The 25,394-nt window shown below is 73.2% G+C and carries 27 protein-coding genes; 19 read left to right on the top strand and 8 right to left on the bottom strand.

The genetic code is table 11. From position 1 onward, the window contains the following. Positions 1-71: 71 nt before the first annotated feature. The 5 genes from WA788_RS07980 to fabI all read left to right on the top strand — a co-directional run bounded on the left by WA788_RS07980 (position 72) and on the right by fabI (position 3,921). Complete coding sequence (locus WA788_RS07980) at positions 72-485, top strand: globin family protein (protein WP_335973173.1); 414 nt, start codon at positions 72-74, stop codon at positions 483-485. A gap of 90 nt (positions 486-575) precedes the next feature. Next, complete coding sequence (locus WA788_RS07975) at positions 576-1,682, top strand: globin domain-containing protein (RefSeq protein ID WP_335973168.1); 1,107 nt, start codon at positions 576-578, stop codon at positions 1,680-1,682. A gap of 49 nt (positions 1,683-1,731) precedes the next feature. Continuing rightward, a complete protein-coding gene (locus WA788_RS07970) occupies positions 1,732-2,247 on the top strand; it encodes a DivIVA domain-containing protein (protein ID WP_335973166.1) in 516 nt (171 codons plus the stop codon). A gap of 160 nt (positions 2,248-2,407) precedes the next feature. Then, the gene (gene fabG / locus WA788_RS07965) at positions 2,408-3,127 is read left to right on the top strand and encodes a 3-oxoacyl-[acyl-carrier-protein] reductase (RefSeq protein WP_335973162.1); all 720 of its coding nucleotides are present in this window, start codon (positions 2,408-2,410) and stop codon (positions 3,125-3,127) included. Positions 3,128-3,132: 5 nt separating this feature from the next. Beyond that, positions 3,133-3,921, top strand: coding sequence for an enoyl-ACP reductase FabI (fabI, locus tag WA788_RS07960; protein WP_335973159.1), 789 nt, complete (start codon positions 3,133-3,135; stop codon positions 3,919-3,921). Positions 3,922-3,976: 55 nt separating this feature from the next. Here fabI and WA788_RS07955 read toward each other — a convergent pair whose 3' ends face one another. Then, positions 3,977-4,660 carry a FadR/GntR family transcriptional regulator gene (locus tag WA788_RS07955; RefSeq protein WP_335973155.1) on the bottom strand — a complete coding sequence of 228 codons (684 nt, stop codon included), beginning with the start codon at positions 4,658-4,660 and terminating at the stop codon, positions 3,977-3,979. 22 nt (positions 4,661-4,682) lie between these two features. Between WA788_RS07955 and WA788_RS07950 the strand changes: the two genes are divergently transcribed. The 4 genes from WA788_RS07950 to WA788_RS07935 all read left to right on the top strand — a co-directional run bounded on the left by WA788_RS07950 (position 4,683) and on the right by WA788_RS07935 (position 7,368). After that, entirely contained in the window at positions 4,683-6,071 is a 1,389-nt protein-coding gene (locus WA788_RS07950) for a CynX/NimT family MFS transporter (protein WP_335973153.1), read from the top strand. Between the two features lie 43 nt (positions 6,072-6,114). Further along, entirely contained in the window at positions 6,115-6,237 is a 123-nt protein-coding gene (locus tag WA788_RS07945) for an SGM_5486 family transporter-associated protein (RefSeq protein WP_262413603.1), read from the top strand. A gap of 227 nt (positions 6,238-6,464) precedes the next feature. Next, positions 6,465-6,725 (top strand): hypothetical protein, encoded by a 261-nt coding sequence (locus tag WA788_RS07940; RefSeq protein WP_335973149.1) that lies wholly within the window; start codon positions 6,465-6,467, stop codon positions 6,723-6,725. 121 nt (positions 6,726-6,846) lie between these two features. Next, on the top strand, positions 6,847-7,368 hold the full coding sequence (locus WA788_RS07935) for a SixA phosphatase family protein (RefSeq protein ID WP_335973147.1): 522 nt from the start codon (positions 6,847-6,849) through the stop codon (positions 7,366-7,368). A gap of 48 nt (positions 7,369-7,416) precedes the next feature. Here WA788_RS07935 and serB read toward each other — a convergent pair whose 3' ends face one another. Then, positions 7,417-8,685, bottom strand: a complete 1,269-nt coding sequence (gene serB / locus WA788_RS07930; RefSeq protein WP_443033991.1) for a phosphoserine phosphatase SerB — start codon at positions 8,683-8,685, stop codon at positions 7,417-7,419. A 299-nt stretch (positions 8,686-8,984) separates the two neighbouring features. On the opposite strand from serB, the gene WA788_RS07925 reads away from it, so the two are divergent. Continuing rightward, positions 8,985-11,699, top strand: coding sequence for an FHA domain-containing protein (locus WA788_RS07925; protein ID WP_335973145.1), 2,715 nt, complete (start codon positions 8,985-8,987; stop codon positions 11,697-11,699). Positions 11,700-11,791: 92 nt separating this feature from the next. Here WA788_RS07925 and WA788_RS07920 read toward each other — a convergent pair whose 3' ends face one another. The 3 genes from WA788_RS07920 to WA788_RS07910 form a co-directional block, all read right to left on the bottom strand. Next, positions 11,792-12,655, bottom strand: a complete 864-nt coding sequence (locus WA788_RS07920) for a transglycosylase SLT domain-containing protein (RefSeq protein WP_335973143.1) — start codon at positions 12,653-12,655, stop codon at positions 11,792-11,794. Positions 12,656-12,929: 274 nt separating this feature from the next. After that, entirely contained in the window at positions 12,930-14,042 is a 1,113-nt protein-coding gene (locus WA788_RS07915) for an S-adenosylmethionine:tRNA ribosyltransferase-isomerase (RefSeq protein WP_435129462.1), read from the bottom strand. Continuing rightward, positions 14,039-14,854 carry an SDR family NAD(P)-dependent oxidoreductase gene (locus WA788_RS07910; protein WP_335973141.1) on the bottom strand — a complete coding sequence of 272 codons (816 nt, stop codon included), beginning with the start codon at positions 14,852-14,854 and terminating at the stop codon, positions 14,039-14,041. The genes WA788_RS07915 and WA788_RS07910 overlap by 4 nt, the downstream gene beginning before the upstream one ends. A gap of 202 nt (positions 14,855-15,056) precedes the next feature. On the opposite strand from WA788_RS07910, the gene WA788_RS07905 reads away from it, so the two are divergent. The 3 genes from WA788_RS07905 (at position 15,057) to WA788_RS07895 (ending at position 17,352) form a co-directional block, all read left to right on the top strand. Next, entirely contained in the window at positions 15,057-16,256 is a 1,200-nt protein-coding gene (locus tag WA788_RS07905) for a GAF domain-containing sensor histidine kinase (RefSeq protein ID WP_335973139.1), read from the top strand. Beyond that, complete coding sequence (locus tag WA788_RS07900) at positions 16,249-16,893, top strand: response regulator transcription factor (RefSeq protein ID WP_335973137.1); 645 nt, start codon at positions 16,249-16,251, stop codon at positions 16,891-16,893. The genes WA788_RS07905 and WA788_RS07900 overlap by 8 nt, the downstream gene beginning before the upstream one ends. A 219-nt stretch (positions 16,894-17,112) precedes the next feature. Continuing rightward, positions 17,113-17,352 carry a chaplin family protein gene (locus WA788_RS07895; protein WP_335973134.1) on the top strand — a complete coding sequence of 80 codons (240 nt, stop codon included), beginning with the start codon at positions 17,113-17,115 and terminating at the stop codon, positions 17,350-17,352. Positions 17,353-17,461: 109 nt separating this feature from the next. Here WA788_RS07895 and WA788_RS07890 read toward each other — a convergent pair whose 3' ends face one another. After that, positions 17,462-18,250 (bottom strand): hypothetical protein, encoded by a 789-nt coding sequence (locus WA788_RS07890; protein WP_335973132.1) that lies wholly within the window; start codon positions 18,248-18,250, stop codon positions 17,462-17,464. A gap of 133 nt (positions 18,251-18,383) precedes the next feature. On the opposite strand from WA788_RS07890, the gene WA788_RS07885 reads away from it, so the two are divergent. The 4 genes from WA788_RS07885 (at position 18,384) to WA788_RS07870 (ending at position 21,766) form a co-directional block, all read left to right on the top strand. After that, on the top strand, positions 18,384-19,175 hold the full coding sequence (locus WA788_RS07885; RefSeq protein ID WP_335973131.1) for an ABC transporter ATP-binding protein: 792 nt from the start codon (positions 18,384-18,386) through the stop codon (positions 19,173-19,175). 78 nt (positions 19,176-19,253) lie between these two features. Further along, the gene (locus WA788_RS07880) at positions 19,254-19,664 is read left to right on the top strand and encodes an NfeD family protein (protein ID WP_335974110.1); all 411 of its coding nucleotides are present in this window, start codon (positions 19,254-19,256) and stop codon (positions 19,662-19,664) included. Positions 19,665-19,813: 149 nt separating this feature from the next. After that, positions 19,814-20,833 (top strand): SPFH domain-containing protein, encoded by a 1,020-nt coding sequence (locus tag WA788_RS07875; RefSeq protein ID WP_335973128.1) that lies wholly within the window; start codon positions 19,814-19,816, stop codon positions 20,831-20,833. A gap of 165 nt (positions 20,834-20,998) precedes the next feature. Then, a complete protein-coding gene (locus tag WA788_RS07870) occupies positions 20,999-21,766 on the top strand; it encodes a sulfite exporter TauE/SafE family protein (RefSeq protein WP_335973125.1) in 768 nt (255 codons plus the stop codon). Positions 21,767-21,793: 27 nt separating this feature from the next. Here the strand turns inward: WA788_RS07870 and WA788_RS07865 are convergent, their stop codons facing one another. Continuing rightward, positions 21,794-22,297: an HNH endonuclease gene (locus tag WA788_RS07865; RefSeq protein WP_335973122.1), complete on the bottom strand. Its 504-nt coding sequence runs from the start codon at positions 22,295-22,297 to the stop codon at positions 21,794-21,796. 121 nt (positions 22,298-22,418) lie between these two features. Next, on the bottom strand, positions 22,419-22,961 hold the full coding sequence (locus WA788_RS07860; RefSeq protein ID WP_335973119.1) for a YbhB/YbcL family Raf kinase inhibitor-like protein: 543 nt from the start codon (positions 22,959-22,961) through the stop codon (positions 22,419-22,421). Between the two features lie 96 nt (positions 22,962-23,057). Between WA788_RS07860 and WA788_RS07855 the strand changes: the two genes are divergently transcribed. Next, the gene (locus WA788_RS07855; RefSeq protein WP_335973117.1) at positions 23,058-23,696 is read left to right on the top strand and encodes a DNA-3-methyladenine glycosylase; all 639 of its coding nucleotides are present in this window, start codon (positions 23,058-23,060) and stop codon (positions 23,694-23,696) included. A 142-nt stretch (positions 23,697-23,838) separates the two neighbouring features. Then, positions 23,839-25,113, top strand: a complete 1,275-nt coding sequence (tyrS, locus tag WA788_RS07850) for a tyrosine--tRNA ligase (protein WP_335973114.1) — start codon at positions 23,839-23,841, stop codon at positions 25,111-25,113. Positions 25,114-25,394 lie beyond the last annotated feature (281 nt).

Genomic DNA, 25,394 nt, shown 5'->3' with positions numbered 1-25,394 from the left:
TCTGAGATGGTTCCGGCACACTCCCGACCCAACTTGTTCGATTCACGGGCGCCTCGCTAGAGTCGGCCGCCATGACCGTAGACACTTCGCTGATCCGCAGCAGTTTCAAGGTTGTCGAGCCGAACGGCACGCAGGTGACCGCATATTTCTACGACCACCTGTTCACCCATCACCCCGAGGTGCGCCCGCTGTTCGCGCCGCACATCGACGAGCAGCGCGACCGCCTCTGGGCGGCGCTGGGCGCGCTGGTCTCCAACATCGACAACCCCGAGACGCTGACCGGCATGCTGCAGAACCTCGGGCGGCGCCACGTGGGCTACGGCGCGCTGCCCGAGCACTACCCGGCGGTGGGGGCCAGCCTCATCGCCACCTTGCAGCACTTCGCGGGCGACGCGTGGACGCCCGCCATGGAGGAGTCCTGGGCCGGGGTCTACGGCGTGATCACCGACACCATGCTCGCGGCCGGCGATGCGGTCGCCCGCTGACGGAGCCGTCGGCGGTCCGCCGCGGCGGGCCGCCGGTCACCCCCCAACTGTCCGGAGGTCTCGGATGATGTCAGCCGCCGGTGGCCGCCCGTGAGCGACACCCAGGCGCTGCGGGACTCCTTCGCCCTGGTCGGCAAGTCCGGGGACGAGGTACCGCGGTACTTCTACTCCTACCTGTTCCTCATCGCGCCGGAGGTCCGGCCGATGTTCCCGGTCTCCATGGGCCTCCAGCGCGACCGCCTCGTCGCGGCCCTGGGCCGGATCGTCGCCGATGTCGACGACCCCGAGCGGCTGGTGCCGTTCCTCCAGCAACTGGGCCGCGACCACCGCAAGTTCCAGGTGGTGGCCGAGCACTACGACGCGGTCGGCCGGGCGCTGCTGGCCACCCTCGGCTACTTCCTGGGCGAGGCGTGGACCCCGGAGCTCCAGCGCGGCTGGACCGAGGCGTACGGCGTGGTGGCCCGCACCATGTTCCAGGCCGCCGAGACCGACGCCGCGGTCAACCCGCCCTGGTGGAACGCCGAAGTGGTGCGGCGCGAGCAGCGCGGCTTCGACCTCGCCGTCCTCACCCTGCGCCTGGACCAGCCGATGGCCTACGCCGCCGGGCAGTCCGTGATGGTGGAGACCCCGGTGCTGCCGAGCACCTGGCGCTCCTTCACCCCGGCCAACGCCGTACGCGCCGACGGCACCATCGAACTGCACGTGCGCTCCATCGACGGCGGCCTGGTCAGTCCCGCCATGGTCTACTCGCTGCGGCAGGGCGACGTGCTGCGGCTGGGCGCCCCGGTCGGCGACCGGCTGGGCCTGCGGCGCTCCCAGGGCCGGGACCTGGTGCTGGTGGCCGGCGGCACCGGCCTGGCGCCGCTGCGCGCCCTGGTCGAGGAGATCGCCTGGTACGGCCCGGCCCGCCGGGTGGACCTGTTCTTCGGGGCCCGCGACGTCCACGGCCTGTACGACATGCCCGCGCTGCGGCAGATGGCCGAGGCCCACCCGTGGTTCCGCGTCACCCCGCTGACCGGTGTGGACTTCGGCACCTTCGAGAACCGCAGCCTGGCCGGCCCGGTCCTGCGCTCGGGCACCTGCCCCGGGCGCTCGGTGTACGTCTGCGGCTCGCCGTCCATGGTCACCGCGACCGTGCGCGACCTGGCGGCCGGCGGCATCCCCCAGGACCTGCTGCACTACGAAGACGCTCGGTGATCGGAGACACGTGAACGAGCCACGAGCACACCGCCCGGAGGAGCGCCGGGTGACGCCCGAGACGCTGCGCTCGATGACGTTCCCCCGCGCCCCCCTGACCCGCCGCGGCTACAACGAGGAGGCCGTGCACGACGCGTTGCGCCGCTGCGCCGCCGAACTCCTCGCGCTGGCGCAGGAGAACGACCGGCTGCGCACCGACATGCAGCGCCACCGGGACTGGATCAGAGCGAACAACATCGGCGACGGCGCCGGGCCTACCGGGGTGCCGACCGTGGACGCGGTCCTCCAGCAGGCCCGCGCCCAGCAGTCGGCCGAGCAGACCGTGGTCGCCGCCCGCGAGCAGGCCCGCAACATGGTGCGGGCCGCGCGGATACAGGCCGAGGCGGTCCTGGAGCAGCTGCGCGCCCAGGACGGCAGGACGGCCGGCGGCGAACAGGAGGAGACCGAGCGGCTCATCTCCTATCTGCGCCAGATCGCGCAGTCGCTGACCGTCACCGTGGACCAGTACGCCACGAAGCACGCCCAGCCCGACCCGTCGGCGGCCGCCACCCCGCACGACGCCTGACCGGCGGGACGTATCCGCAGGCCCCGGCGCCGCCGGGCACTGTAGGAACCCCACAGGGTCCTCGTGGGCAGGCTGTACGGCCCGATTCCCCGGAACGCGAGCGCTACCGGTAGTTTTCAGGCAGACAGCCGACCCATCGACGCAGGGAAAGAGTGATCCGTTGAGCCGCTCGGTTCTGGTCACCGGAGGAAACCGGGGCATCGGTCTCGCCATCGCGCGGGTCTTCGTCGAGGCGGGCGACAAGGTCGCCATCACGTACCGCTCGGGTGAACCGCCGGCGGAGCTGGTCGAGTCGGGCGCGCTCGCGGTGCGCTGCGACATCACCGACAGCGAGCAGGTGGAGCAGGCGTACAAGGAGATCGAGGAGAAGCACGGCACCGTCGAGGTGCTGGTCGCCAACGCGGGCATCACCCGGGACCAGCTGCTGATGCGGATGTCCGAGGAGGACTTCACCACGGTCCTGGACACCAACCTCACCGGCACCTTCCGCGTCGTCAAGCGGGCCAACCGCGGCATGCTGCGGGCGAAGAAGGGCCGGGTCGTGCTGATCTCGTCCGTCGTGGGCCTGCTGGGCAGCGCCGGACAGGCCAACTACGCCGCGTCCAAGGCCGGACTGGTGGGGTTCGCCCGTTCGCTCGCCCGCGAACTGGGCTCGCGCAACCTCACCTTCAACGTCGTCGCGCCCGGTTTCGTGGACACCGACATGACCCGGGCGCTCACCGACGAGCAGCGCTCCGGCATCGTCTCCCAGGTGCCGCTGGGCCGGTACGCGCGACCGGAGGAGATCGCCGCCACGGTGCGCTTCCTCGCCTCCGACGACGCCTCGTACATCACTGGAGCCGTCATCCCGGTTGACGGCGGATTGGGCATGGGTCACTGATCACCATGAGCGGAATCCTCGAAGGCAAGCGCATCCTGATCACCGGCGTGCTGATGGAGTCGTCCATCGCGTTCCACGCGGCCAAGCTGGCGCAGGAGCAGGGCGCCGAGATCATCCTCACCGCCTTCCCCCGGCCCACCCTGACCGCCCGTGTCGCCAAGAAGCTGCCGAAGCCGACGAAGGTCATCGAGTTGGACGTGACCAACGCCGAGCACCTGGCCGGCCTGGAGGAGGTCGTCCGCAAGGAGCTGGGCGGCCTCGACGGGATCGTGCACTCCATCGGCTTCGCCCCGCAGGACGCGCTCGGCGGCAACTTCCTCGACACGCCCTTCGAGTCGGTGTCCACCGCGATGCACGTCTCGGCGTTCTCGCTGAAGTCCCTCACCATGGCGCTGCTGCCGCTGATGACGGAGGCCGACGGCCCGGACGCGGTGAGCGGCGGCTCGGTGGTCGGCCTGACCTTCGACGCGCAGTTCGCCTGGAAGCAGTACGACTGGATGGGCCCGGCGAAGGCCGCGCTGGAGTCGACGTCCCGCTACCTCGCCCGCTACCTCGGCGAGCGGAACGTGCGCTGCAACCTGGTGTCGGCCGGCCCGCTCGGCTCGATGGCCGCCAAGTCGATCCCCGGCTTCAGCGACCTGGCCTCCGCGTGGGACACCCGCTCCCCGCTGGCGTGGGACCTCACCGACCCGGAGCCGGCCGGCCGCGGCGTCGTGGCGCTGCTGTCGGACTGGTTCCCCAAGACCACCGGCGAGATCATCCACGTGGACGGCGGCCTGCACGCGGTCGGTTGATCCGGCCGACAGGTCCTGGACGGCCTTCCTGCCCTCGCGGGCAGGGAGGCCGTCGTCATACCCGGAAGGCGCCGAACCGGCAGGAGAAGGCGTGGTTGCGGGCCTCGGCGGCCGCGGCGGCGGCGTCGCCGGCGCGGATCGCGGCCAGCAGCCGCGCGTGGTCGACGTAGTCCTCGGGGCGCACCTGCGGGCCGACGTCCGCCCGCAGGAAGTCGCGCAGCACCTCGCCGAGGTCGGCGTACAGCGCGGTGAAGACGTCGTTGTGCGAGGCGGCCACCACCGCCAGGTGCCAGGTGGCGTCGGCCTGGACGAAGTCCTCGGCGCCGCCGGAGTCCCAGGCGCGCTCGCGCCGCTCGGTCAGCGCGTCCAGCCGCCGCAGGTCCGCCTCGGTGCGGCGCTCGGCGGCCAGCCCTGCCGCGCTCGCCTCCAGGGAGCTGCGCAGTTCGGCGACGTGCAGCGGGTCGGCGTCGGCGAAGCGGCGGTGCATCACCCCGGCCAGTTCGCTGGTCGCGACGACGTAGGTGCCCGAGCCCTGCCGGATGTCGAGCAGCCCGTTGTGCGCCAGGGCGCGGACCGCCTCCCGGACGGTGTTGCGGGCCACCCCCAGTTGCGCCACCAGCTCCGGCTCGGTCGGGATGCGCGATCCGACCGGCCAGTTCCCGGCGGCGATCTCCGCGCGCAGCCGCGCGATGACCTGGTCGGCGAGGGGAGCGGGGCGGGAGACGGGTCCAAGATTCATCCCATCATTCTATGATGGGTTCATGCGTGATGACGAATCGCTGGCCCTCAACCCCGCCGCGACCGCACCGTCGGGCGCCGCCGCCCCCGCGGACGCCCCCGGCGCCGGCCCAGGCGCCGCCCCCGGCCCGCCCCTGCCCGCGCGGTGGATACGCCGCCTCGTCGTCGTGGCCCTGATCCTCGCCGCGCTCAACCTGCGCCCGGCCATCACCAGCCTCGGCGCGCTGCTGAAGGAGGTCCGCGACGGCCTCGGCATGAGCGGCACCATGGCCGGGCTGCTCACCTCGGTACCCGCCGCGTGCTTCGCGCTGTTCGGCTTCGCCGCGCCCCGGCTGGCCCGGCGCTACGGGCCCGGCGCGGTGGTCTGCGCCGGGATGGCCGCCATCACCGCCGGCCTGCTGCTGCGCCCGCTCGCCGGCGGCACGCCGGTCTTCCTGGCCACCAGCGCGCTGGCGCTGGCCGGGATCGCGGTCTCCAACGTGCTGATGCCGGTCATCGTCAAGCGCTACTTCCCCGACCGGGTCGGCACCGTCACCGGCGTCTACTCGATGGCCCTGTCCCTGGGCACCTCGGTCGCCGCGGCCGTCACGGTGCCGCTCACCGACGCGATGGGCGGCAGCTGGCGGCTGGGCCTGGGCATGTGGGCCGTGCTCGCCGCGCTCGCGATCCTGCCCTGGCTGCCGCTGGTCCGGGACCGGTCCGGGCAGCAGCCGCCGCGCCCCCGGGCCGTACGCGGCGCGGCCGCCACCGAGGCCGGCGCCCCCGTAACGGGGCCCGCGCCCGCCGCCGGGTCCGCGTCCACGCCCGCCCCCGCCCCCGCCCCCGGCGAGCACGGCCGGATCGGCCGCAGCCGCACCGCCCGGGTGCTCGCCGGCTACTTCGGCCTCCAGGGCACCGCCGCCTACGTCACCATGGGCTGGATGCCGCAGATCTTCCGGGACGCCGGGCTGTCCGCGGACAAAGCGGGCCTGCTGCTCGCCGTCACCATGGCGCTGGGCGTGCCGCTGTCGTTCGTGCTGCCGCTGCTCGCCGCCCGCATGCGCTCGCAGGCCCCGATCGTGGTGGTGCTCGCCGCCTTCCAGATCGCCGGGTTCGCCGGGCTGTGGGCCGCGCCCGCCGCGGCGCCCTGGGTGTGGGCGGCGCTGCTCGGCGTCGCCAACTGCGCCTTCCCGCTGGTGCTGACGATGATCGGGATGCGTGCCCGCAGCGGACCGGGCGTCGTACGGCTGTCGGCGTTCGCGCAGAGCAGCGGCTACCTGCTCGCCATCCCCGGGCCGATCCTGGTCGGCACCCTCAACCAGGCGACCGGCGGCTGGGGCCTGCCGATGGCGCTCATGCTCGTCCTGGTGGTGCCCCAGGTGCTGTGCGGGGTGCTGGCCGGGCGGAACCGACACGTCGAGGACGAACTGTGACCCCGCCGCACCGCGCCCGGGACGCGGTGCCAGACTGGACGCCATGCCGGTACTCGAACCGAATCCGCCGCAGCCGCAACGCCGCCTGCTGATCATCTTCGGCCTCATGATGGGCGTCCCCGCGATCGTCGCGGTGGTCGCCACCATCGCCGCCCGCATGGGCTAGCCCACCCGCCCCCCGGCCCGTCCTCCCCAGTGGTCCGCGCGGGCGCGGACCACCGACCCCGCGACCCTGACCGCAGGGTGGGGACAACCCCACCTCCCCTAGGGGGTCAGGCTCAGGGTCAAGTGGGTGGACGACCGGATGGGCCCCGCCACCGCGCCGCCGTAGCGTCGAACCGCACCGGGAAGAGCGACCCGGCAGTTCGACGGTCCAGCACGGAGGCGGCCCACGTGACCACGCAGTCCCCGCACCTGTACGAGCGGCAGCCCCGGTCCGCGGTCCGGCCCGGCGCCGGCCGCGGCCCCGGGCGGGAGCCCGCCGCCCAGACCAGGGTGCCCTGGTGGGCGGTGGCGCTGCCCGTGGTGGCGTTCGCCGTGCTGCTGGCCCTGCTCAGCGGCGGCGCCGCGCACGCCTCCTCCGGCGCCGCAGGCAGCGACCTGCTCGCACGCTTCACCACGGCCTTCACCGCCCTGCTGCACCACCTGTGGTGACCTGTTCCGACCTGCTTCCGAGCCCGCGTACGCCCCCGGTCGTGCGCCGGCGCGAAACCCCGGTCCGGGCCAGGTGGCCCAGCCCGCGCCTGACGGCCCGAATTCTGGAAAGCTGAAGGGCATGAGCGCCGATTCGACCCGCACCATCGTCCTGCTCAGGCATGCCAAGGCCGACTGGCCGGCCGTGCCCGACCACGAGCGCCCGCTGGCCGACCGCGGCCGGCTGGACGCGCCCGCGGCCGGCCGCCGCTTCACCGACGACGGCATCGCCCCCGACCTCGCCCTGTGCTCGACGGCCACCCGCACCCGCGAGACCTGGAAACTCGTCGCGCACGAGATGACGCACCGGCCCAGGACCGTCTACGAGGAGCGGCTCTACGACGCCTCCCTCGGCGACCTGCTGGCCCTGGTCGGCGAGACCCCAGACAGCGTCGGCTCGCTCCTGCTGATCGGCCACAACCCGGGCATGCACGCCCTCGCCGAGGCACTGGCCGGCACCTCGGACGGCGACGCCCGCGCCCGGATGCACCGCGCCGGCTTCCCCACCGCGGCCTTCGCCGTCCTGACCTTCACCGGGCCCTGGAAGTCCGCCGAGCACGGCGTGGCCCGCCTCACCGCCTTCTGGGCGCCGCACGAGGAGTGAGGACCCGGGGCCCGTACCGACGGCGGCGCGGTACGGCCTGCGGGCGGGTCAGTCCGTGGCCGTGCCGTCCAGCGCGTCGGCCGCCTCGATCTCCTCGCGGGTGATCCCCAGCAGGTAGAGCACGGCGTCCAGGAACGGCACCGTCACCGCCGCGTCGGCCGCCTCCCGGACCAGCGGCTTGGCGTTGAACGCCACGCCCAGGCCCGCGGTGTTGAGCATGTCCAGGTCGTTGGCGCCGTCGCCGATCGCCACCGTCTGGCTCAGCGGCACCCCGGCCAGCGCGGCGAAGGACCGCAGCAGCCGCGCCTTGCCCGCGCGGTCCACTATCGGCCCGGTCACCTTGCCGGTCAGCCGCCCGTCGACGATCTCCAGGGTGTTCGCGGCGGCGAAGTCCAGCCCCAGCCGCTCCTTGAGGTCGTCGGTCACCTGGGTGAAGCCGCCGGAGACCACCCCCACCTGGTAGCCCAGCCGCTTCAGGGTGCGCACCAGGGTGCGGGCGCCGGGCGTCAGCCGCACCTCGGCGCGGACCTTGTCCACCACCGACGCGTCCAGCCCCGCCAGCAGCGCCACCCGCGCGTGCAGCGACTGCTCGAAGTCCAGTTCGCCGCGCATCGCGGCCGCCGTCACCTCGGCGACCTGCGCCTCGCACCCGGCGTGCGCGGCGAACAGCTCGATCACCTCGTCCTGGATAACGGTGGAGTCCACGTCCATCACCACCAGCCGCTGCGCCCGGCGCTGGAGCCCGGAGGGCACCACCGCCACGTCCACCCCGCGCGCGGCCGACTCCAGCGCCAGCGCCGAGCGCAGCGCGGTGTGCTCGGCACCCGACACCGCGAACTCCACCGCGGTCACCGGGTACTTCGCCAGCCGGAAGATCCGGTCGATGTTGCCGCCGGTGCCGGTGATCAGGGCCGCTATGGCCGCGATGGACTCCGGTGCCAGCGGCCGCCCGAGCACCGTGACGTGGGAGCGGCCCGCGCCGCGCGGACTGTTGTCGCCGATCCCGGAGATGATCTCGGCCTGCATCTTCATCGACTCGGCCCAGCCGTGCACGGTGACCCGCAGCTCGCTCTCCGCGCCTCGGCCGGCCGGGGCGGTGACCAGCGCGCACAGCACGATCCGGCCGCGGGTGACCACCTGCTCGATGTCCACCACGGCCACGTCGTAGCCGGCCAGCGTCTCGAAGAGACCGGCGGTGAGCCCGGGCCGGTCCCTGCCGAAGATCTTGACCAGGAGGGTCGGCGCGTCGGCCGCGGGGATCATGGGGACGGTCTCGTCCGCGGCGGCAGCCGGTGGGGTCTGCGGGGCGTCGTTCATGGTGCTCCCACCGTATCGGCCGACCGCCCGCGGGGCGCGGGCTGTCCCGGCTGGCGGACACCCGCACAAAACCCGCGGCGCGCGGGCTGCCCTGCCTGGTGCGCCGGGGTGGTACTACTGGTGCCCCCGCGGCGAACCCGCGGCGAACCCGGGGTGCCGCGGCACGGAACCGGGGGTGCGCGACGTGCGTCGTGGGGCGTGGAGGGGGCCCTCGGCAACCGGGCCGAGCCGGAAATATTTCCTCCCGATGTTCGTAATCCCTAGACTGCCCCTCCATGGGGGACTTCGGGGGACAACAAATGGGGCATGGGGTGCCTGAACTCGTACTTGAACTCAACGGACAGACCTGGCCACTGGACCCGTCCCGGTCCTACAGCCTCGGCCGGGACCCGCAGGGCGACCTCGTGCTCGACGACGCGCGAGTCTCCTGGCGGCACGCCACGATCCGCCGCGGGGAGCGCGGCTGGCTGCTGGAGGACCAGGGCAGCACCAACGGCACCTTCGTACAGGGACAACGGGTCCAGCACACCGACCTCGGCCCGGGGGCGGTGGTCAACCTCGGCAACGCGACCGACGGGCCCCGGCTGAACTTCACCGCTCCGGCGGGAGCCGGCGCGGGCGCGGCGGCGGGTGTGGCGGCCGCGGCGGCCGCCGGGGCCGGGGCGGTGCCGGCCGCGCCGGCGCAGGCGCCGTACCAGGCGCCCCAGCCGGCCGCCGCCTACCAGCAGGCCCCGCCGCAGGCGCACCCGCAGCAGCAGCCGCCGTACCAACCCCCGCAGCAGCAGCCGCAGATGTACGCGGCGCCGCCGCAGGCCGCACCGCAGCAGGGGCAGCCGGGCGCCGGGGGATGGGGCGCGCCGCCCCAGCACGGGGTACCGCAGCAGCACGCAGTGCCGCAGCAGCAGGCCGCCCCGCCGCAGCAGGCTTGGGGCGCCCAGCCCCAGCCGGGGGTGCCGCCGCAGGCCGGGGCGCCGCAGCCGCCGCAGGGCGCACCGGGCGCCGGGATGCGCAGCCCCACCACCTTCCACCAGCTCGCGCTGGGCCGGGTGATGAAGATCGGCCGCGCGCTGGAGAACGAGCTGGTCGTCTCCGACCTCCAGGTCTCGCGCTACCACGCGGAGTTCCGCGCGCACCCCGACGGCCGCTACGAGATCGTCGACCTCGGCAGCCACAACGGCACCTATGTCAACGGCCAGCCGGTCCAGCGCCACCTGCTGGGCCCCAACGACATCGTGGGCGTCGGCCACTCCACCTTCCGGCTGGTCGGCGACCGGCTGGAGGAGTTCGTCGACACCGGCGACGTGTCCTTCTCCGCGCGCCGGCTGTCGGTCACGGTGCCGCACGGCAAGACCACGAAGACGATCCTGAAGGACGTCTCCTTCGGGGTGCCGGAGAAGTCGCTGATCGGCGTCATCGGCCCGTCCGGCTCCGGCAAGTCGACGCTGCTGCGCGCGCTGACCGGCTACCGCCCCGCCGACCAGGGCGAGGTGCTGTACGACAACCGCAACCTGTACAAGCAGTTCGCCGAGTTGCGCCAGCGCATCGGCCTGGTCCCGCAGGACGACATCCTGCACAAGGAGCTCCAGGTCAGGACCGCGCTGCGGTACGCCGCCAAGCTCCGCTTCCCCGGCGACACCGCGACCGCGGAGCGCGAGGCGCGGATCGACGAGGTGCTGCGCGAGCTGAAGCTCGACATCCACGCGGACAAGAAGGTCACCTCGCTCTCCGGCGGCCAGCGCAAGCGCGTCTCGGTCGCCCTGGAGCTGCTGACCAAGCCGTCGCTGATCTTCCTGGACGAGCCGACCTCCGGTCTCGACCCGGGCATGGACCGCGACGTGATGAAGCTGCTGCGCGGCCTGGCCGACGACGGCCGCACGGTCCTGGTCGTCACCCACTCGGTGGCCGAACTGGCGCTGTGCGACAAGCTGCTGGTGATGGCGCCGGGCGGCGCGGTGGCGTACTTCGGCCCGCCGGACGAGGCGCTGACGTTCTTCGGCTACGACAACTGGGCCGACGTCTTCTCCGCGTTCGAGAACTACCGCGACTACGACTGGTCGGGCCGCTGGCGCGGTTCGCAGCACTACCAGACGTATGCCGCCCACCTCGACCAGGCAGCCCCGCAGGCCGCGCACTACATCCCGTACCAGGCGGCCAGGCCGCCCAAGCCGCAGGCGTGGGGTTCCCAACTGGGCACCCTGATACGGCGCTACCTGTCGGTGATCCTCTCCGACCGGGGCTTCATCGGGCTGATGGTGATCCTGCCCGCGGTGCTCGGCGTGGTCAGCATCCTGATCCCCGCCGACTACGGCCTCGGCTTCGGCAAGCCGCCGTTCCTCCAGAACAAGGACGCGGGCACCATTCTGATGATCCTCGCGGTCGGCGCCTGCTTCGCCGGCTCGGCGAACTCCGTCCGCGAGCTGATCAAGGAGCGGGTGATCTACGAACGGGAACGGGCGGTCGGGCTGTCCCGGTCGGCGTACCTGATGTCGAAGGTCATCGTGCTCGGCCTGATCACGGCGCTCCAGGGCGCGATCATCTGCGGCATCGGCTTCGCGCCGCGCAAGATGCCCACCGAGGGCGTCGTCCTGCACAGCCACCCGGGCGTGGAGATGACCGTGGTCATCATCGTCTTCGGCTTCGCCTCGATGATGGTCGGCCTGATCATCTCGGCGCTGGTGAAGACGGCGGAGAAGACCATGCCGCTGCTGGTGATGTTCGCGATCGTGCAGATCGTCTTCACCGGGGTGCTCTTCCAGCTCTACGGCAAGCCCGGGGTGGAGGAGTTGGCCTGGCTGATGCCGGCCCGCTGGGCGGTGGCCGGCACCGGTGCCACCGCGAGCCTCAACACGCTGCTGCCGTGGGACCCGACCCGCAAGACGCACGACGCGCTGTGGCAGCACACCGCGGGTGCGTGGACGCTGGACGTCCTGGTGCTGGTGGTGATGTCCGTGCTGTGCGGCGTCGTCGTCGCCCGGCTGCTGCGCCGGCACGAACCCGAGGTCATGCGGAAGTAGCCGGCGCCGGGCCGGCCAGGTCGCGCGCGAGGGCGGTGGGACGCACAGGTCCCACCGCCCTCGTGTTTTCCCGCATTCAGCGGATACGCCGGTCAGTACGCCGAGTTCACGTTGTCCATGCCGCCGTACACGTGGTACGCGTAGTTGCACGCGGCGGCGATGTTCGCGACCGGGTTGTAGACGTTCCACGAAGTACCGGAGACGTGGTACGCGTTGAACGTGGGGTCGATCGTCTGGAGCAGGCCCTTGGACGGAATGCCCTTGGCGGCGTTCGAGTCCCACAGGTTGATCGCGTTCGGGTTTCCGGACGATTCCCGGATGATGTTGCGGTAAATGCCGTTGTAGGTCGGGACCGGAATGTTGTGCGCGGCCAGGACGGCGCGGGCCTGGCGAATCCAGCCGTCCAGGTTGTTCGGGTAGGTCACGGCGACGGGCGTCGCGGTGATCGTCTTCGAGACGGTCGTCGACTTGGCGGTCGACTTGGCGGTCGAGGTGCCGGTCGACCTGGTGGCCGTGGTGGACTTCTTCGTCACCGGCGCGGTCTTCTTGACGGTGGTGCGCTGGGTGGAGCGGTTGGCCGCTTCCTTGGCGCGCTCGGCGGCCAGCGCCGCCGCCTTCTTCTTCGCGGCCGCCGCGTCGGCGGCCTTCTTCTTCGCCGCGGCCTCAGCGGCCGCCTTCTTCTTCGCCGCTGCCGCGGCGGCCTTCTGCTGAGCGTCGCTCTGGTCCTTGATGGCCTTCTGGGAGGCCATGCCGGACTCGGGGCTGATGCCCTTGACCTGGTCGCCGGTGGACACGGAGAACCCAGTCGGGTCGCCGTCGGCGACAGCCGACCCACCAGCGGTCGCCTCGAGACCGGTGACTGTCAGCGCAACGGCCGCGGCGGCGGCGACACCGGCCGCCGTGATCTTGTGCTTCCTGGACAGTCGGCCGATCTTCGGGATCGTGGGGAGCTGCATGCGGGATTACCTCTTCCGATTGGGACCCGAGAATTGTTAGAGGGTCGGAAATCGGGGGTCAATGAGCCTGGCTACGAGCGTGGCTCGTAGCCGCGGCCGAAGTGCCCGAGGCAGTTTCCGTGATATGTCCGCGCGTTTGCCGCGGCGAATTCCACTAAGCGGCTTAGTATGTGACGCAGGCCCTATCGGTGAGGTCACAGGGGCGCGCCCCCTGCGTCGCGGATGGTGACGGAGGAGGCGCTTTATGTGACGCTTATTCGGGGCCCGAAGGCCCTTATGGGAGCAGCAGGTTGACGTCTCCGAACTCGTGCCAGCGGAAACGGCCGCGCAGCGCTTCCGCGTAGACCCGGGCCAGCAGGCCGTCGCCCGACAGGGCCCGCAGCATCAGCAGGTGCGACGCCTGCGGCTCGTGCAGCCCGGTCAGCAGGCCGTCCACCGCGCGCACCCCGCGCTCCGGGGTGATCACCAGGTCCGTCCAGCCGTGCGCCGCCCGCACCCGGCCGCGCCCGTCGGCCGCCGACTCCAGCGCGCGCACCGCGGTGGTGCCCACCGCCACCACCCGCCCGCCGGCCGCCCGGGCCGCGTTCACCTGCCACGCGGTGCCGGCCGGCACCGTGTACGGCTCGGGGTACGGCGGTTCGTGCGCCTCGGCGGACGCCACCCCCGTGTGCAGCTCGATCGGCGCGATCTGCACCCCCCGGCTGACCAGCGCCGTGACCAGGGGCGCGGTGAACGGCCGGCCCGCGCTCGGCATCTCGGCCGAGCCCCGCCCGTCGGCCGACGGCGTGCCGAAGACCGTCTGGTGGGCCGACAGCGGCTGGTCGCGGGCGGTGTACCCGTAGCGGATCGGCCGCCCGTGCCGCCGCAGGTGCCGCACCAGGTCGGGCACCCGCACCGACGCCACCCACAGCCGGTCGGCCGCCGGGTCCAGCGGGTGCTCCAGCACCAGCCGGCCGCCGCCTTCCAGCCGCACCTGGGCGCCGGCCGGTCCGCCCGGCCGGCGTACGGTCGTGCCGCGCCCGTCGGGGGAGCGCAGCTCGACCACCCAGCGGCCGTCGTCACGCCGGGTGGAGAAGTGCACCACGACCGGTGCGCCGCCGCCGTCGATCCGGCCGTCCAGCGCTGCGGGCAGGGTCTGCGAGGTGTTGACGACCAGTACGTCCCCGGCCCGCAGCAGCCCGGGCAGCTCGCGGAAGCCGTGGCGGGAGACCTCGCCGCTGCCCTGCCGTCCGACCAGCAGCCGTACCGCGTCGCGGCGGGGCGCGGGCGCCGCCGCCGACAGCTCCGGCGGCAGCCGCAGGTCGGCCAGGCTCCCGGCGTCCAGCCGGTCTGCCTCGTCGTCGCAGGTCGGGCAGGTGACCGGGGCCGCCGGCGCCGCCGCGCTCATCGTGCCCGCCCCGGCTCGGCGGGAGCGGCCGGCGAGGCCAGGGGGTCCGGTCCGGCCGGCGTCTGCGGACCCGCCAGCTCGGCCGCGACATAGCGGCCGCCGGGCGCCGGACCGTCGAGCAGCCGCAACAGCGCGGGCGCGACCTCTTCCGGCAGCGGGCGCTGCGCGAAGCCGGGGTCGTCCGGCACCGCGGCCGCGTACAGCGCGGTCCGCAGGTCGCCCGGGTCGACCCACCACACCCGGACCGCCGGCTCCTCCGCCGCCAGCACCGCCGACAGGTGGTCGAGCGCGGCCTTGCTCGCCCCGTAGCCGCCCCAGGCGGGGTAGGCGGCCACGGCCGCGTCCGAGCTGATGTTCAGCACCGCGCCGCCGGCCGCCCGCAGCCCCGGCAGGGCCGCCCTGATCAGGGCGAAGGGCGCGAGCACATTCGTCTCCAGGGCCGCCCGCAGCCCGTCCTCGGGGAGTTCGGCCAGCGGCAGCAGGGGTTCGGCGCCCAGGGCGCTGGCGTTGTTGACCAGCAGGTCCGGGCCCGCGCCGCCGCCCAGCTCCCGGGCAGCCGCGAGCAGCTCGGCGCGGTGCGCCGGGTGCGTCACGTCGCCGGGCACCGCCCGCACCCGGCCCGCACCCGCCGTACCTTTGTCCCCTATATATAGGGCATTGCGACTTTTGTCCGTTATGAGGTCCTGGGCGGAGGCGCGCAACGCGTCCGCGTCGCGGCCGTCCAGCACCAGATCCCAGCCGCGGCCGGCCAGCCCCTCGGCCAGCGCGCGGCCCAGCCCCCGCGACGCGCCCGTGATGATCGCCACCGGCATGGTCCCCGCCTTCCGCCACGGCCCGGCGCGGTCGCCGGACCCGTTGCCCCCACCGTAGGAACGCCGCCCCGCCCCGGGCCTCGGGCGCCCGCCGCAACCCCCGCGGGCCCTTCGCCCTACGCCGGGCCCTAGGCCGAGCGGACCAGGACCGTACGTCCGGCGGCGCATACGGGGTGTCACCTGCGCCGAGTACCGTGGAGACATGTCCGGACGGGCGCCGCGAGGCGGCATCGAAGCGGTCAGCGCCGCGATCGTGGCGATGAACCGGCGGCTGGAGGTGCGCGAGGTCCTCCAGACCATCGTGGGCTCCGCCCGCGAGCTGCTCGACGCCCAGTACGCGGCGCTCGGGGTGCCCGACGACCACGGCGGGTTCGCCCAGTTCGTGGTCGACGGCGTCAGCGACGAGCAGTGGAAGGCGATCGGCCCGCTGCCCCGGCAGCACGGCGTGCTCGCCGCCATGCTCCGCGAGGCCACCCCGCAGCGCCTCGCCGACGTCCGCGACTTCGAGAGCTTCGCCGGCTGGCCGCGCGCCCACCCCGTCATGAAGGACTTCATCGGCATGCCGGTGGCCGACGGCGACGAGATCCTCGGCGCGATCTTCCTGGCGAACAAGAACGCGCCGCCCGCCGGGGACACACCGTCCGCCAGGGACACACCGCCCGCCGAGAACTGCCCGGCCGCCCCCGCGGGCTTCACCCAGGACGACGAGGACCTCCTGCGCATCCTCGCCGACCACGCCGCGATCGCCCTGACCAACGCCCGCCTGCACGAGCGCAGCCGCGAGCTGACCCTCGCCGGGGAGCGCGCCCGCATCGCCCACGAACTGCACGACGCGGTCTCCCAGAAGCTGTTCTCACTGCGGCTGACCGCCCAGGCGTCCGCCGCCCTCGTCGACACCGACCCCGCCCGCGCCAAGGAGGAGCTGCGGCAGGTCGCCGCGCTCGCCGCCGAGGCCGCCGACGAGCTGCGCGCCGTCGTCGTCGAGCTGCGCCCGGCCGCCCTGGACGACGACGGCCTCGTGGCCACCCTGCGCACCCAGGCCGACGTCCTGGACCGGGTGCACGCCGCCCGCGTGACCTTCCACGCCGACCGGATGCGCGCCCTGCCCGCACCGCAGGAGGAGGCCCTGCTGCGCGTCGCCCAGGAGGCCACCCACAACGCGCTGCGCCACGCCCACCCGCGGAGCGTCGCCGTCACCCTCGAAGGGCACGGCGGCGGGGGCGCCACCCTGCGCGTGCGCGACGACGGCCGCGGCTTCGACCCCACCGCCGTCCGCCGGGCCGGCCGCCACCTGGGGCTGGTCTCCATGCGGGACCGCGCCGACGGCGTCGGCGGCTCGCTGAGCGTGCAGTCGGAGCCCGGCCGGGGCACCGTCGTCGAGATGGAGGTGCCAGGTGGCTGACAAGGTGATCCGGGTGCTGCTCGTGGACGACCACCAGGTGGTGCGCCGCGGCCTGCGGACGTTCCTGGAGGTCCAGGGCGACATCGAGGTGGTCGGCGAGGCCGCCGACGGCGACGAGGGCGTGGCCCGCGCGCTGGAGCTGCGCCCCGACGTGATCCTGATGGACGTCAAGATGCCCGGCACCGACGGCATCGAGGCGCTGCGGCTGCTGCACGAGGCGGACAGCCCCGCCCGGGTGCTGATCGTGACCAGCTTCACCGAGAAGCGCACCGTGGTCCCCGCGCTGCGGGCCGGCGCGGCCGGATACGTCTACAAGGACGTCGACCCGGTCGCGCTCGCCGACGCCATCCGCTCGGTGCACGCCGGGCACGTCCTGCTCCAGGCGGAGGTGGCCGGCGCGCTGCTCGCCCCGGACCAGCCGGCCGGCGGCACCGGCCGCGGCAGCACGCTGACCGAGCGCGAGCGCGAGGTGCTGGGCCTGATCGCGGACGGCCGCTCCAACCGGGAGATCGCCCGCGCCCTGGTGCTCTCGGAGAAGACCGTCAAGACCCACGTGTCGAACATCCTCATGAAGCTCGACCTCGCCGACCGCACCCAGGCCGCGCTGTGGGCGGTCCGCAACGGCGTCGGCAACTGATCTGCCGTGCGAGCAGGCGCCTGACCTGGCGTGCGCGGGCACGCGGCACGCCCCCGCGGGCGCCGGTGCGCCACGCCCGCGCACCCGCGCTTGGCGGAGTGAGATTCATACTGTCGGGTGTATGTCCTCCGGGGTGCGCATCCCCAGCGGCGGCGGACCGTTCTCCATGGCGTGCCGCGGCGGATGGCCGCGGCACGTCTCGCAAGGAGGAAGTTCGAAGTGAAGAACCTGAAGAAGGCCGCGACCCTCACCCTCGTGGCGGGCGGGCTCCTCGCCGCCGGTGCCGGTGCGGCCTCGGCCGACTCGGGCGCGCAGGGCGCCGCCGTGAAGTCCCCGGGCGTCGTCTCCGGCAACCTCGTGCAGGTCCCGGTGCACGTCCCGGTCAACGTGGTCGGCAACACCGTCAACGTGATCGGCCTGCTCAACCCGGCCTTCGGCAACACCGGCGCCAACACGTGACCCCGCCTGCCGTCTGACCCCCTCCGGACGGCAACCCGCACGGGCCCCGCGGCCGACGTCACCGTACGCCGCCCGCGGGGCCCGCGCGCTGTCCCGCGACCCCGGCCCCTCAGGGCCTGCGGCGCTCGGTCTCCTCCACGTACGCGTTGTACGCCGCGACCTGCGCGCGCCGGGCGGTCCGCTCCACCGGGCGCAGCAGCTCCGCCCGGGCGGCGATCTGCGAGGCGCTCACCGCGCCGCCGTGCCCGTCGGACGCTATCGACACCAGCGCCGCCACCCGCTGCGCCAGCTCCAGCACCCGCACCGCGCGCGGCGGGTAGCCGGGTGCGAGCACCTCGCGCCCGCGCTCGGCCCGGGCCCGGTACGCCTCCAGCGCCGCCTGGGCGGCGGGCCCCGCGCCGGCGACGTCGAGCTGGGCGAGCGCGTCCGTGGCGTCGCGCAGCGCCTCCGCCAGCTCGCGTTCCGCCTCGCCGAGCGAGGGCACGTCGGCCGGTGGCGCGTCCCGCACCGGCAGGCACTGCCACTCCACGTCCACGTGCAGGTCGCCGACCGGCCCGGCCTCGTGGACCTCCGGCACCAGGCCGAGCGCGACCGCGCCCACGGTGAGCACCGCCTCACCGGCGGCCATCGCGCGGGCGTTGAACTCCGGGGGCCCGGTCAGCCCGAGCGGGTGCCCGGCCACCGGCAGCGCGAGCCGCAGCCCGGTGGCGCCCAGGGCGCGGAGCCGGCCCAGCGCCAGGGTCAGCCCGACCGGCGCCGGCTCGCCCGGCAGCCCGGCGACACGGTGTACCGCGTCCTCGGCCGAGATCCGCTGGGCGACGTCATCAGGGGCGGCAAGTCCGGCAAGCAGGGCATTTCCCCATGCCGTCAGCCGCCCTGAACGAGGTTCATCAAGCATGCCCCCAGCCTATGGACTGGACCGGCCGCGCGGTGGCGTAAGTTTTCCCCGGGGGTTGTTCCTTCCGGCCCGTGCCGATCCCGGCACACCGACCTGCCGAGACTGCCGAGATGCAAGGGGAGACAACGCGCTCATGAGCGATGTACTGGAGCTGGTGGACGTATCCGTGGTCCGCGACGGACGGGCTCTGGTCGAAGGGGTCTCCTGGTCGGTGGCCGAAGGGGAGCGCTGGGTCATCCTCGGCCCCAACGGCGCGGGCAAGACCACCCTGTTGAACGTCGCCTCCAGCTACCTCTACCCGAGCACCGGCACCGTGCAGATCCTCGGCGAGAAGCTCGGCAACGTCGACGTCTTCGAGCTGCGCCCCCGGATCGGGATGGCCGGGGCCGCGATGGCCGAGAAGATGCCGCGCCGCCAGACCGTCCTGGAGACGGTCCTCACCGCCGCCTACGGCATGACCGCCACCTGGAACGAGGGGTACGAACAGGTCGACGAGGACCGCGCCCGCGCCTTCCTCGACCGGCTCGGCATGACCGAGTTCCTCGACCGGAAGTTCGGCACCCTCTCCGAGGGCGAGCGCAAGCGCACCCTCATCGCCCGCGCGATGATGTCCGACCCCGAACTGCTGCTGCTCGACGAACCCGCGGCCGGCCTCGACCTCGGCGGCCGCGAGGACCTGGTCCGCCGGCTCGGCCGGCTCGCCCGCGACCCGATCGCGCCCTCCATGATCATGGTGACCCACCACGTCGAGGAGATCGCGCCCGGCTTCACCCACGTGCTGATGATCCGTCAGGGCCGGGTGATCGCCGCCGGCCCCATCGACACCGAGCTGAGCTCGCGCAACCTCTCGCACTGCTTCGGACTGCCGCTCGTCGTCGAGCGCCGCGGCGACCGCTGGACCGCCGCCGGACTGCCGCTGAAGTAGCCCGCGGCACCGCCGTCCGGATCGCGCACTGCCGCAACTGCCCCGAGTACGCCTACGATTGACCCCGTGGACGCATGGGTGTGGTGGTTGGTGGCCGCAGTGGGGCTGGGCATCCCGCTGGTGATCACGGCGATGCCCGAGTTCGGCATGTTCGCGGTCGGCGCGGTCGGCGGAGCGGTCACGGCAGGCATGGGCGGCGGCATCGTCGCCCAGGTCATCGTCTTCGTCGTGGTCTCCGTGGCGCTGCTGGTCTTCGTCCGGCCGATCGCCTACCGGAACCGCCAGAGCGCCGGCCAGCGCAGCGGGGTGGACGCGCTCAAGGGCAAACGGGCCCTGGTGCTCGAACGGGTCGACGACGGCACGGGCGGACGGATCAAGCTCGCCGGTGAGATCTGGTCGGCCCGCGCCCTGGAACACGACCGCGTCTTCGACCCCGGCCAGCACGTGGACGTGGTCGAGATCGACGGCGCGACGGCCGTCGTGATGTAGATGTAGTCGCCACGCCCACCGCAGCCAACGGGCCGCCCGGCGCCGGGAATTCGCGGAACCCCGCGCACGGCACGCCTACCGTCTGCGACAATTGATCATGTTGTTGTAGTACGTGCTCCATCCGCACTCAACCCGGCGCCGGAGTGACCATGCAGCCCATCATCATCGTCCTCATCATCCTGGTGGTGCTCGTCTTCATCGCGCTGATCAGGACGGTCCAGGTCATCCCGCAGGCCAGCGCCGCCATCGTCGAGCGCTTCGGCCGCTACACCCGCACCCTCAGTGCCGGGCTGAACATCGTCGTCCCGTTCATCGACACCATCCGCAACCGGATCGACCTGCGCGAGCAGGTCGTGCCCTTCCCCCCGCAGCCGGTGATCACCCAGGACAACCTGGTGGTCAACATCGACACCGTCATCTACTACCAGGTCACCGACGCCCGGGCCGCCACCTACGAAGTCGCCAGCTACATCCAGGCGATCGAGCAGCTCACCGTCACCACGCTCCGCAACATCATCGGCGGCATGGACCTGGAGCGGACCCTCACCTCCCGCGAGGAGATCAACGCGGCGCTGCGCGGCGTCCTCGACGAGGCCACCGGCAAGTGGGGCATCCGCGTCAACCGCGTCGAGCTCAAGGCGATCGAGCCGCCCACCTCCATCCAGGACTCGATGGAGAAGCAGATGCGCGCCGACCGTGACAAGCGCGCCGCGATCCTCACCGCCGAGGGCATCCGGCAGTCCCAGATCCTCACCGCGGAGGGCGAGAAGCAGTCCTCGATCCTGCGCGCCGAAGGCGACGCGCGCTCCGCCGCGCTGCGCGCCGAGGGCGAGGCCCAGGCGATCCGCACCGTCTTCGAGTCCATCCACGCCGGCGACCCGGACCAGAAGCTGCTCGCCTACCAGTACCTCCAGATGCTGCCGAAGATCGCCGAGGGCGACGCCAACAAGCTCTGGATCATCCCCAGCGAACTCAACGACGCGCTCAAGGGCCTCGGCGGCATCGTCAACATCCCCGGCGTCACCGGCAACGGAGGCGGCGGCAACGGCGCAGGCAACGGCGGCGCCCCCGCGCCCGCCCCGGGCAGCGCGGCCGCCGCGCCCCCCGCCACCCGTCCCGCGGCCGCACCCGCGCCGCGCCGCGAAGCCCCGCCCTTCGACAAGGACTGACCCGGGAGCACACCCCCGGAAGCCCCCGGAACCCGTACTCCGGGGGCCGTCCCGGCCCGGGCGCACCGGTGTGGCATGATCGCCGCGCCCCCGACCGCCGTCCGGCACCCCCGGAACCCCCCGGCCGCCACGGCGCACAGGACGCGCACCGATCACGGAGGACCCATGTCACCGGCGGAAGCCGTCGCCGTGCTCGCCGCCGGAATCGGCGCGGGCACCATCAACACCATCGTCGGCTCCGGCACCCTGATCACCTTCCCCGTCCTGCTGGCCGTCGGCCTGCCGCCCGTCACCGCGAACGTCTCCAACACCCTCGGCCTGGTGCCCGGCTCGGTGGCCGGCGCCATCGGCTACCGCGGCGAACTGACCGGCCAGCGCGGCCGGTTGCTGCGCCTGGGCGCCGTCTGCCTGGTCGGCGGCGCGATCGGCGCCGTCCTATTGGTCAACCTGCCGTCCGGCGCGTTCCACGCGATCGTGCCGGTGCTCATCGCGCTCGCCCTGGTGCTGGTGGTCCTGCAACCGCGACTGACCCGCGCCCTCCAGGCCAGCCGACAGCGCAGCGGGTCCGCCGCCCCCGTGCACGGCGGACCCGTCCTCCTGCTCGGACTCTTCCTCGCCAGCATCTACGGCGGGTACTTCGGAGCCGCGCAGGGGGTCATCTACATGTCCCTGATGGGGGTGCTCCTCGACGAGTCGCTCCAGCGGATCAACGGACTGAAGAACGTGCTCGCCGCGATGGTCAACGGCATCGCCGCGCTCTTCTTCGTCGTCATCGCCCACATGGACTGGGCCGCGGTCGCCCTCATCGCCGCCGGCGCCACCATCGGCGGGCTGATCGGCGCCCGGGTCGGACGCCGCCTCCCGCCGATGGCACTGCGCGGCCTCATCGTCGCCGTCGGCATCGCGGCGATCGTCCAGCTCCTGCTGAAGTAGCCCGCGCCGGGCCGCGCCCGGGCCGCCTCACGCCGGCAGCGCCAGCCACTCCGGCAGGTCCGTACGGTCCCGCGCCCCCAGCGCCAGCAGCAGCGCGTCGGCCGGTGTCGGCTCGAACGGCCGCACCAGCAGCCGCATCCCCGCCTGCTCCGGCGTACGGTCCGCCTTGCGCTGGTTGTCCTCGCTGCACGCCGCCACCGTGTTCAGCCAGGTGTCGCCGCCCCCGCGCGACCGCGGCTGCACATGGTCCACGGTCGTCGCCCGCCGCCCGCAGTACGCGCAGCGGTGCCGGTCGCGTACCAGCACACCGCGCCGCGACCACGGCGCCCGTTGTCGGAACGGCACCCGCACATACCGGCACAGCCTGATCACCTGCGGCATCGGCACGTCCACCCGCGCCGCGCGCACCCGAAGACCGGGATGGGCCTGCTCGACAACGGCCTTGTCCTGCATCACCAGCACGACCGCACGCCGCAGCGACACCGTCGACAGCGGCTCGAAACTCGCATTCAGCACCAGCGTCTCACGCATGTCCGCCCACCTCCCGGGGTCCTTCAGGTGGCACCACTGTGACCCCCGGCGCCGTACCGGACAACGGAGTTTCCGGCCGCGTACGGGGGCCACCGGCCCCGGGAGGGCAGGCGGGGCGGGCTCAGCCGGCGTCGGCCGGCACCTCGTGGACACCGATCAGCTGCGCCCGCGCCAGCGCGTGGAAGCGGAGGTTGAAGCCCACCACCGCCGGCGTCGCGTCCGCGTCAGGACCCAGCTTCTCCGTGTCCACCGCGTACACCGTGAACACATAGCGGTGCGGGCCGTCCCCGGGCGGCGGCGCGGCACCGCCGAAGTCCCGGGTCCCGTAGTCGTTGCGCACCTGCACCGCGCCCGCGGGCAGCCCGGCGAAGTTCCCCGACCCCGCACCCGCGGGCAGCTCCGTCACCGACACCGGGATGTCGAACACCGACCAGTGCCAGAAGCCGCTGCCGGTCGGCGCGTCCGGGTCGTAGCAGGACACCGCGAAGCTCTTCGTCTCCGCCGGGAAACCCTCCCACCGCAGGTGCGGCGAACGGTTGCCGGCCGCGAACACCTGGTCGTCCTTGAGCGCCGCACCCGGCGCCACATCGTCACTGACCACCGTGAACGCCGGCACCGGCGGGTGGAAGTCATGGGGGAGCGGCCGTCGCGCTTGCTCGGTCACCTCGACACCTCCTGTTGGGAACGGATTGGTCCGAGCCTATGGCCTGCCCGACCGATCCCCGCGGCACCCACCCGCCGTCGACTACGCTCCTGCCTCGTGAGCACGCCATCGACCCGGACCCCGCTGGAGCGCGCCTTCTTCGACCGGCCCGTCCTGGAGATCGCTCCCGACCTGCTCGGCCGCACCCTGGTGCGCAGCACCGACGACGGCCCGATCGAACTGCGGCTCACCGAGGTCGAGGCGTACGACGGCCCCAACGACCCCGGCTCCCACGCCTACCGCGGCCGCACCGAGCGCAACGCCGTGATGTTCGGCCCGCCCGGCCACACCTACGTCTACTTCACCTACGGCATGTGGCACTGCCTGAACCTGGTCTGCGGCCCGCCCGGCACCGCCAGCGGGGTGCTGCTGCGCGCCGGCCGGATCACCGCCGGCACCGACCTCGCCCGCCCCCGCCGCCCCACCTCCCGCAAGGACGCCGACCTCGCCCAGGGCCCGGCCCGCCTCGCCACCGCACTCGGCGTCGACCGCGGCCTCAACGGCGCCGACGCCTGCGCCGCCGACGGCGGTCCCTTCCGCGTCCTGACCGGCACCCCGCCCGCCCCCGACGCCGTCCGCAGCGGCCCCCGCACCGGGGTCGGCGGCGACGGCGCCGCACACCCCTGGCGCTACTGGATCGACGGCGACCCCACCGTCAGCCCCTACCGCCCGCACACCCCGCGCAAGCGCGGATAATCGAATCGCCGCCACCACCAGACCTCAGGCACGCTGGTACCAGAAGCCAGGCACCCCGGCGGCAGGCCCACCAGGCGCCCCGGCGCCCGGGCAGGCCGGTGCCGGACCGAGCAGGCCGCAGACCCAAGGAGACACGGACACCGTGACGGACATCGTCGACGAGCTGCGGTGGCGGGGCGTACTCGCCCAGACCACCGACGAGGAAGCCCTGCGCAAGGCGCTCGCGGACGGTCCCCTCACCCTGTATTGCGGCTTCGACCCCACCGCGCGCAGCCTGCACGTCGGCCACCTCACCCAGATCCTGACCCTGCGCCGCTTCCAGCTCGCCGGCCACCGGCCGATCGCCCTCGTGGGCGGCGCCACCGGACTGATCGGCGACCCGAAGCCCAGCGCCGAGCGGGTGCTCAACGACGTGGAGACCGTCCAGCAGTGGGTCGCCGCGCTCCGCGGCCAGCTCGCCGCGTTCCTCGACTTCGACACCGCCGGCCCCACCCAGGCGGTGATGGCCAATAACTACGAGTGGACCGAGGGCATCTCCGCCCTGGCGCTGCTGCGCGACTACGGCAAGCACTTCAGCGTCAACCAGATGCTCGCCCGCGAGACGGTGAAGACCCGCCTCGACGGCGAGGGCATGAGCTACACCGAGTTCAGCTACGTCATCCTCCAGTCGCTGGACTACCTGGAGCTGTACCGGACGTACGGCTGCACGCTCCAGATCGGCGGCAGCGACCAGTGGGGCAACATCACCGCCGGCCTCGACCTGATCCGCCGGGTCGAGGGCAACGCACCGCACGGCCCCGCGCACGCCCTCACCCAGGTGCTGCTCACCAAGGCCGACGGCACCAAGTTCGGCAAGACCGAGGGCGGCGCCGTCTGGCTCGACCCCGAACTGACCACGCCCTACGCCTTCTACCAGTTCTGGCTGAACGCCGACGACCGCGACATCTCCCGCTACCTGCGCACCTTCAGCTTCCGCTCCCGCGCGCAGATCGAGGAGCTGGAGCAGGCGAGCGCCGAGCGGCCGCAGGCCCGGGCGGCACAGCGGGCGCTGGCCGAGGAGCTGACCGAGCTGGTGCACGGCGCCGAGCAGTGCGCGGCCGTCATCGCCGCTTCCAAGGCACTTTTCGGCCAGGGTGAGCTGGCGGACCTCGACGAGGGCACCCTCGCCGCGGCCCTGAGCGAGCTGCCGCACGCCAAGGTGAGCGAACTGGCGCCGGTCGCCGACCTGTTGGCGCTGGTCGAGCTGGCTCCGAGCAAGTCCGCCGCCCGCCGCACCATCAAGGAGGGCGGTGCCTACCTGAACAACGCCAAGGTCGTGGGGGAGGACGCGGTACCCGCCCGGAGCGACCTGATCCACGGCCGCTGGCTGGTCCTGCGCCGGGGCAAGCGCAACCTCGGGGCGGTCGAACTGGCCTGACACGGCCGGAAATCCACGTTTGGGCGGCGGCCGAGCTTGACTCGGCCGCCGCGCCTGCGTAACGTAGTCCGAGTCGCTGAAACGGCGGGCCTGGTTCACACAAGGCTCCGCGGGACGAGCGGCCACCCACTACCTACGTCCTCCCGATCATCGGGTTGGCTTTTGGTGCGCCAAAATCCAATTCGGGGAAGCCGATTATGAATCGGTCCGGGAATGGGGTACGGTAGTGAACACGAAGGGAAAGCCCGGAGGGAAAAACCGGAAACGGTCGGACCGAAGGA

The sequence above is a fragment of the Streptomyces sp. CA2R106 genome (assembly GCF_037034245.1).
GTDB lineage: Bacteria > Actinomycetota > Actinomycetes > Streptomycetales > Streptomycetaceae > Actinacidiphila.
The sequence above is the reverse complement of the archived record's forward strand: the minus strand, read 5'-3'. Positions and strand labels throughout refer to the sequence as shown.

Excerpts from the sequence above, each read along its gene's own strand:
- WA788_RS07955 (WP_335973155.1), bottom strand. The coding sequence starts at position 4,660 with ATGAATCTTGGACCCGTCTCCCGCCCCGCTCCCCTCGCCGACCAGGTC.
- WA788_RS07935 (WP_335973147.1), top strand. The coding sequence starts at position 6,847 with ATGAGCGCCGATTCGACCCGCACCATCGTCCTGCTCAGGCATGCCAAG.
- WA788_RS07865 (WP_335973122.1), bottom strand. The coding sequence starts at position 22,297 with ATGCGTGAGACGCTGGTGCTGAATGCGAGTTTCGAGCCGCTGTCGACG.
- WA788_RS07890 (WP_335973132.1), bottom strand. The coding sequence starts at position 18,250 with ATGCTTGATGAACCTCGTTCAGGGCGGCTGACGGCATGGGGAAATGCC.
- WA788_RS07950 (WP_335973153.1), top strand. The coding sequence starts at position 4,683 with ATGCGTGATGACGAATCGCTGGCCCTCAACCCCGCCGCGACCGCACCG.
- WA788_RS07945 (WP_262413603.1), top strand. The coding sequence starts at position 6,115 with ATGCCGGTACTCGAACCGAATCCGCCGCAGCCGCAACGCCGCCTGCTG.
- WA788_RS07910 (WP_335973141.1), bottom strand. The coding sequence starts at position 14,854 with ATGCCGGTGGCGATCATCACGGGCGCGTCGCGGGGGCTGGGCCGCGCG.
- WA788_RS07980 (WP_335973173.1), top strand. The coding sequence starts at position 72 with ATGACCGTAGACACTTCGCTGATCCGCAGCAGTTTCAAGGTTGTCGAG.
- serB (WP_443033991.1), bottom strand. The coding sequence starts at position 8,685 with ATGAACGACGCCCCGCAGACCCCACCGGCTGCCGCCGCGGACGAGACC.
- WA788_RS07905 (WP_335973139.1), top strand. The coding sequence starts at position 15,057 with ATGTCCGGACGGGCGCCGCGAGGCGGCATCGAAGCGGTCAGCGCCGCG.
- WA788_RS07915 (WP_435129462.1), bottom strand. The coding sequence starts at position 14,042 with ATGAGCGCGGCGGCGCCGGCGGCCCCGGTCACCTGCCCGACCTGCGAC.
- WA788_RS07870 (WP_335973125.1), top strand. The coding sequence starts at position 20,999 with ATGTCACCGGCGGAAGCCGTCGCCGTGCTCGCCGCCGGAATCGGCGCG.
- WA788_RS07885 (WP_335973131.1), top strand. The coding sequence starts at position 18,384 with ATGAGCGATGTACTGGAGCTGGTGGACGTATCCGTGGTCCGCGACGGA.
- WA788_RS07875 (WP_335973128.1), top strand. The coding sequence starts at position 19,814 with ATGCAGCCCATCATCATCGTCCTCATCATCCTGGTGGTGCTCGTCTTC.
- WA788_RS07920 (WP_335973143.1), bottom strand. The coding sequence starts at position 12,655 with ATGCAGCTCCCCACGATCCCGAAGATCGGCCGACTGTCCAGGAAGCAC.
- fabI (WP_335973159.1), top strand. The coding sequence starts at position 3,133 with ATGAGCGGAATCCTCGAAGGCAAGCGCATCCTGATCACCGGCGTGCTG.
- WA788_RS07925 (WP_335973145.1), top strand. The coding sequence starts at position 8,985 with ATGGGGCATGGGGTGCCTGAACTCGTACTTGAACTCAACGGACAGACC.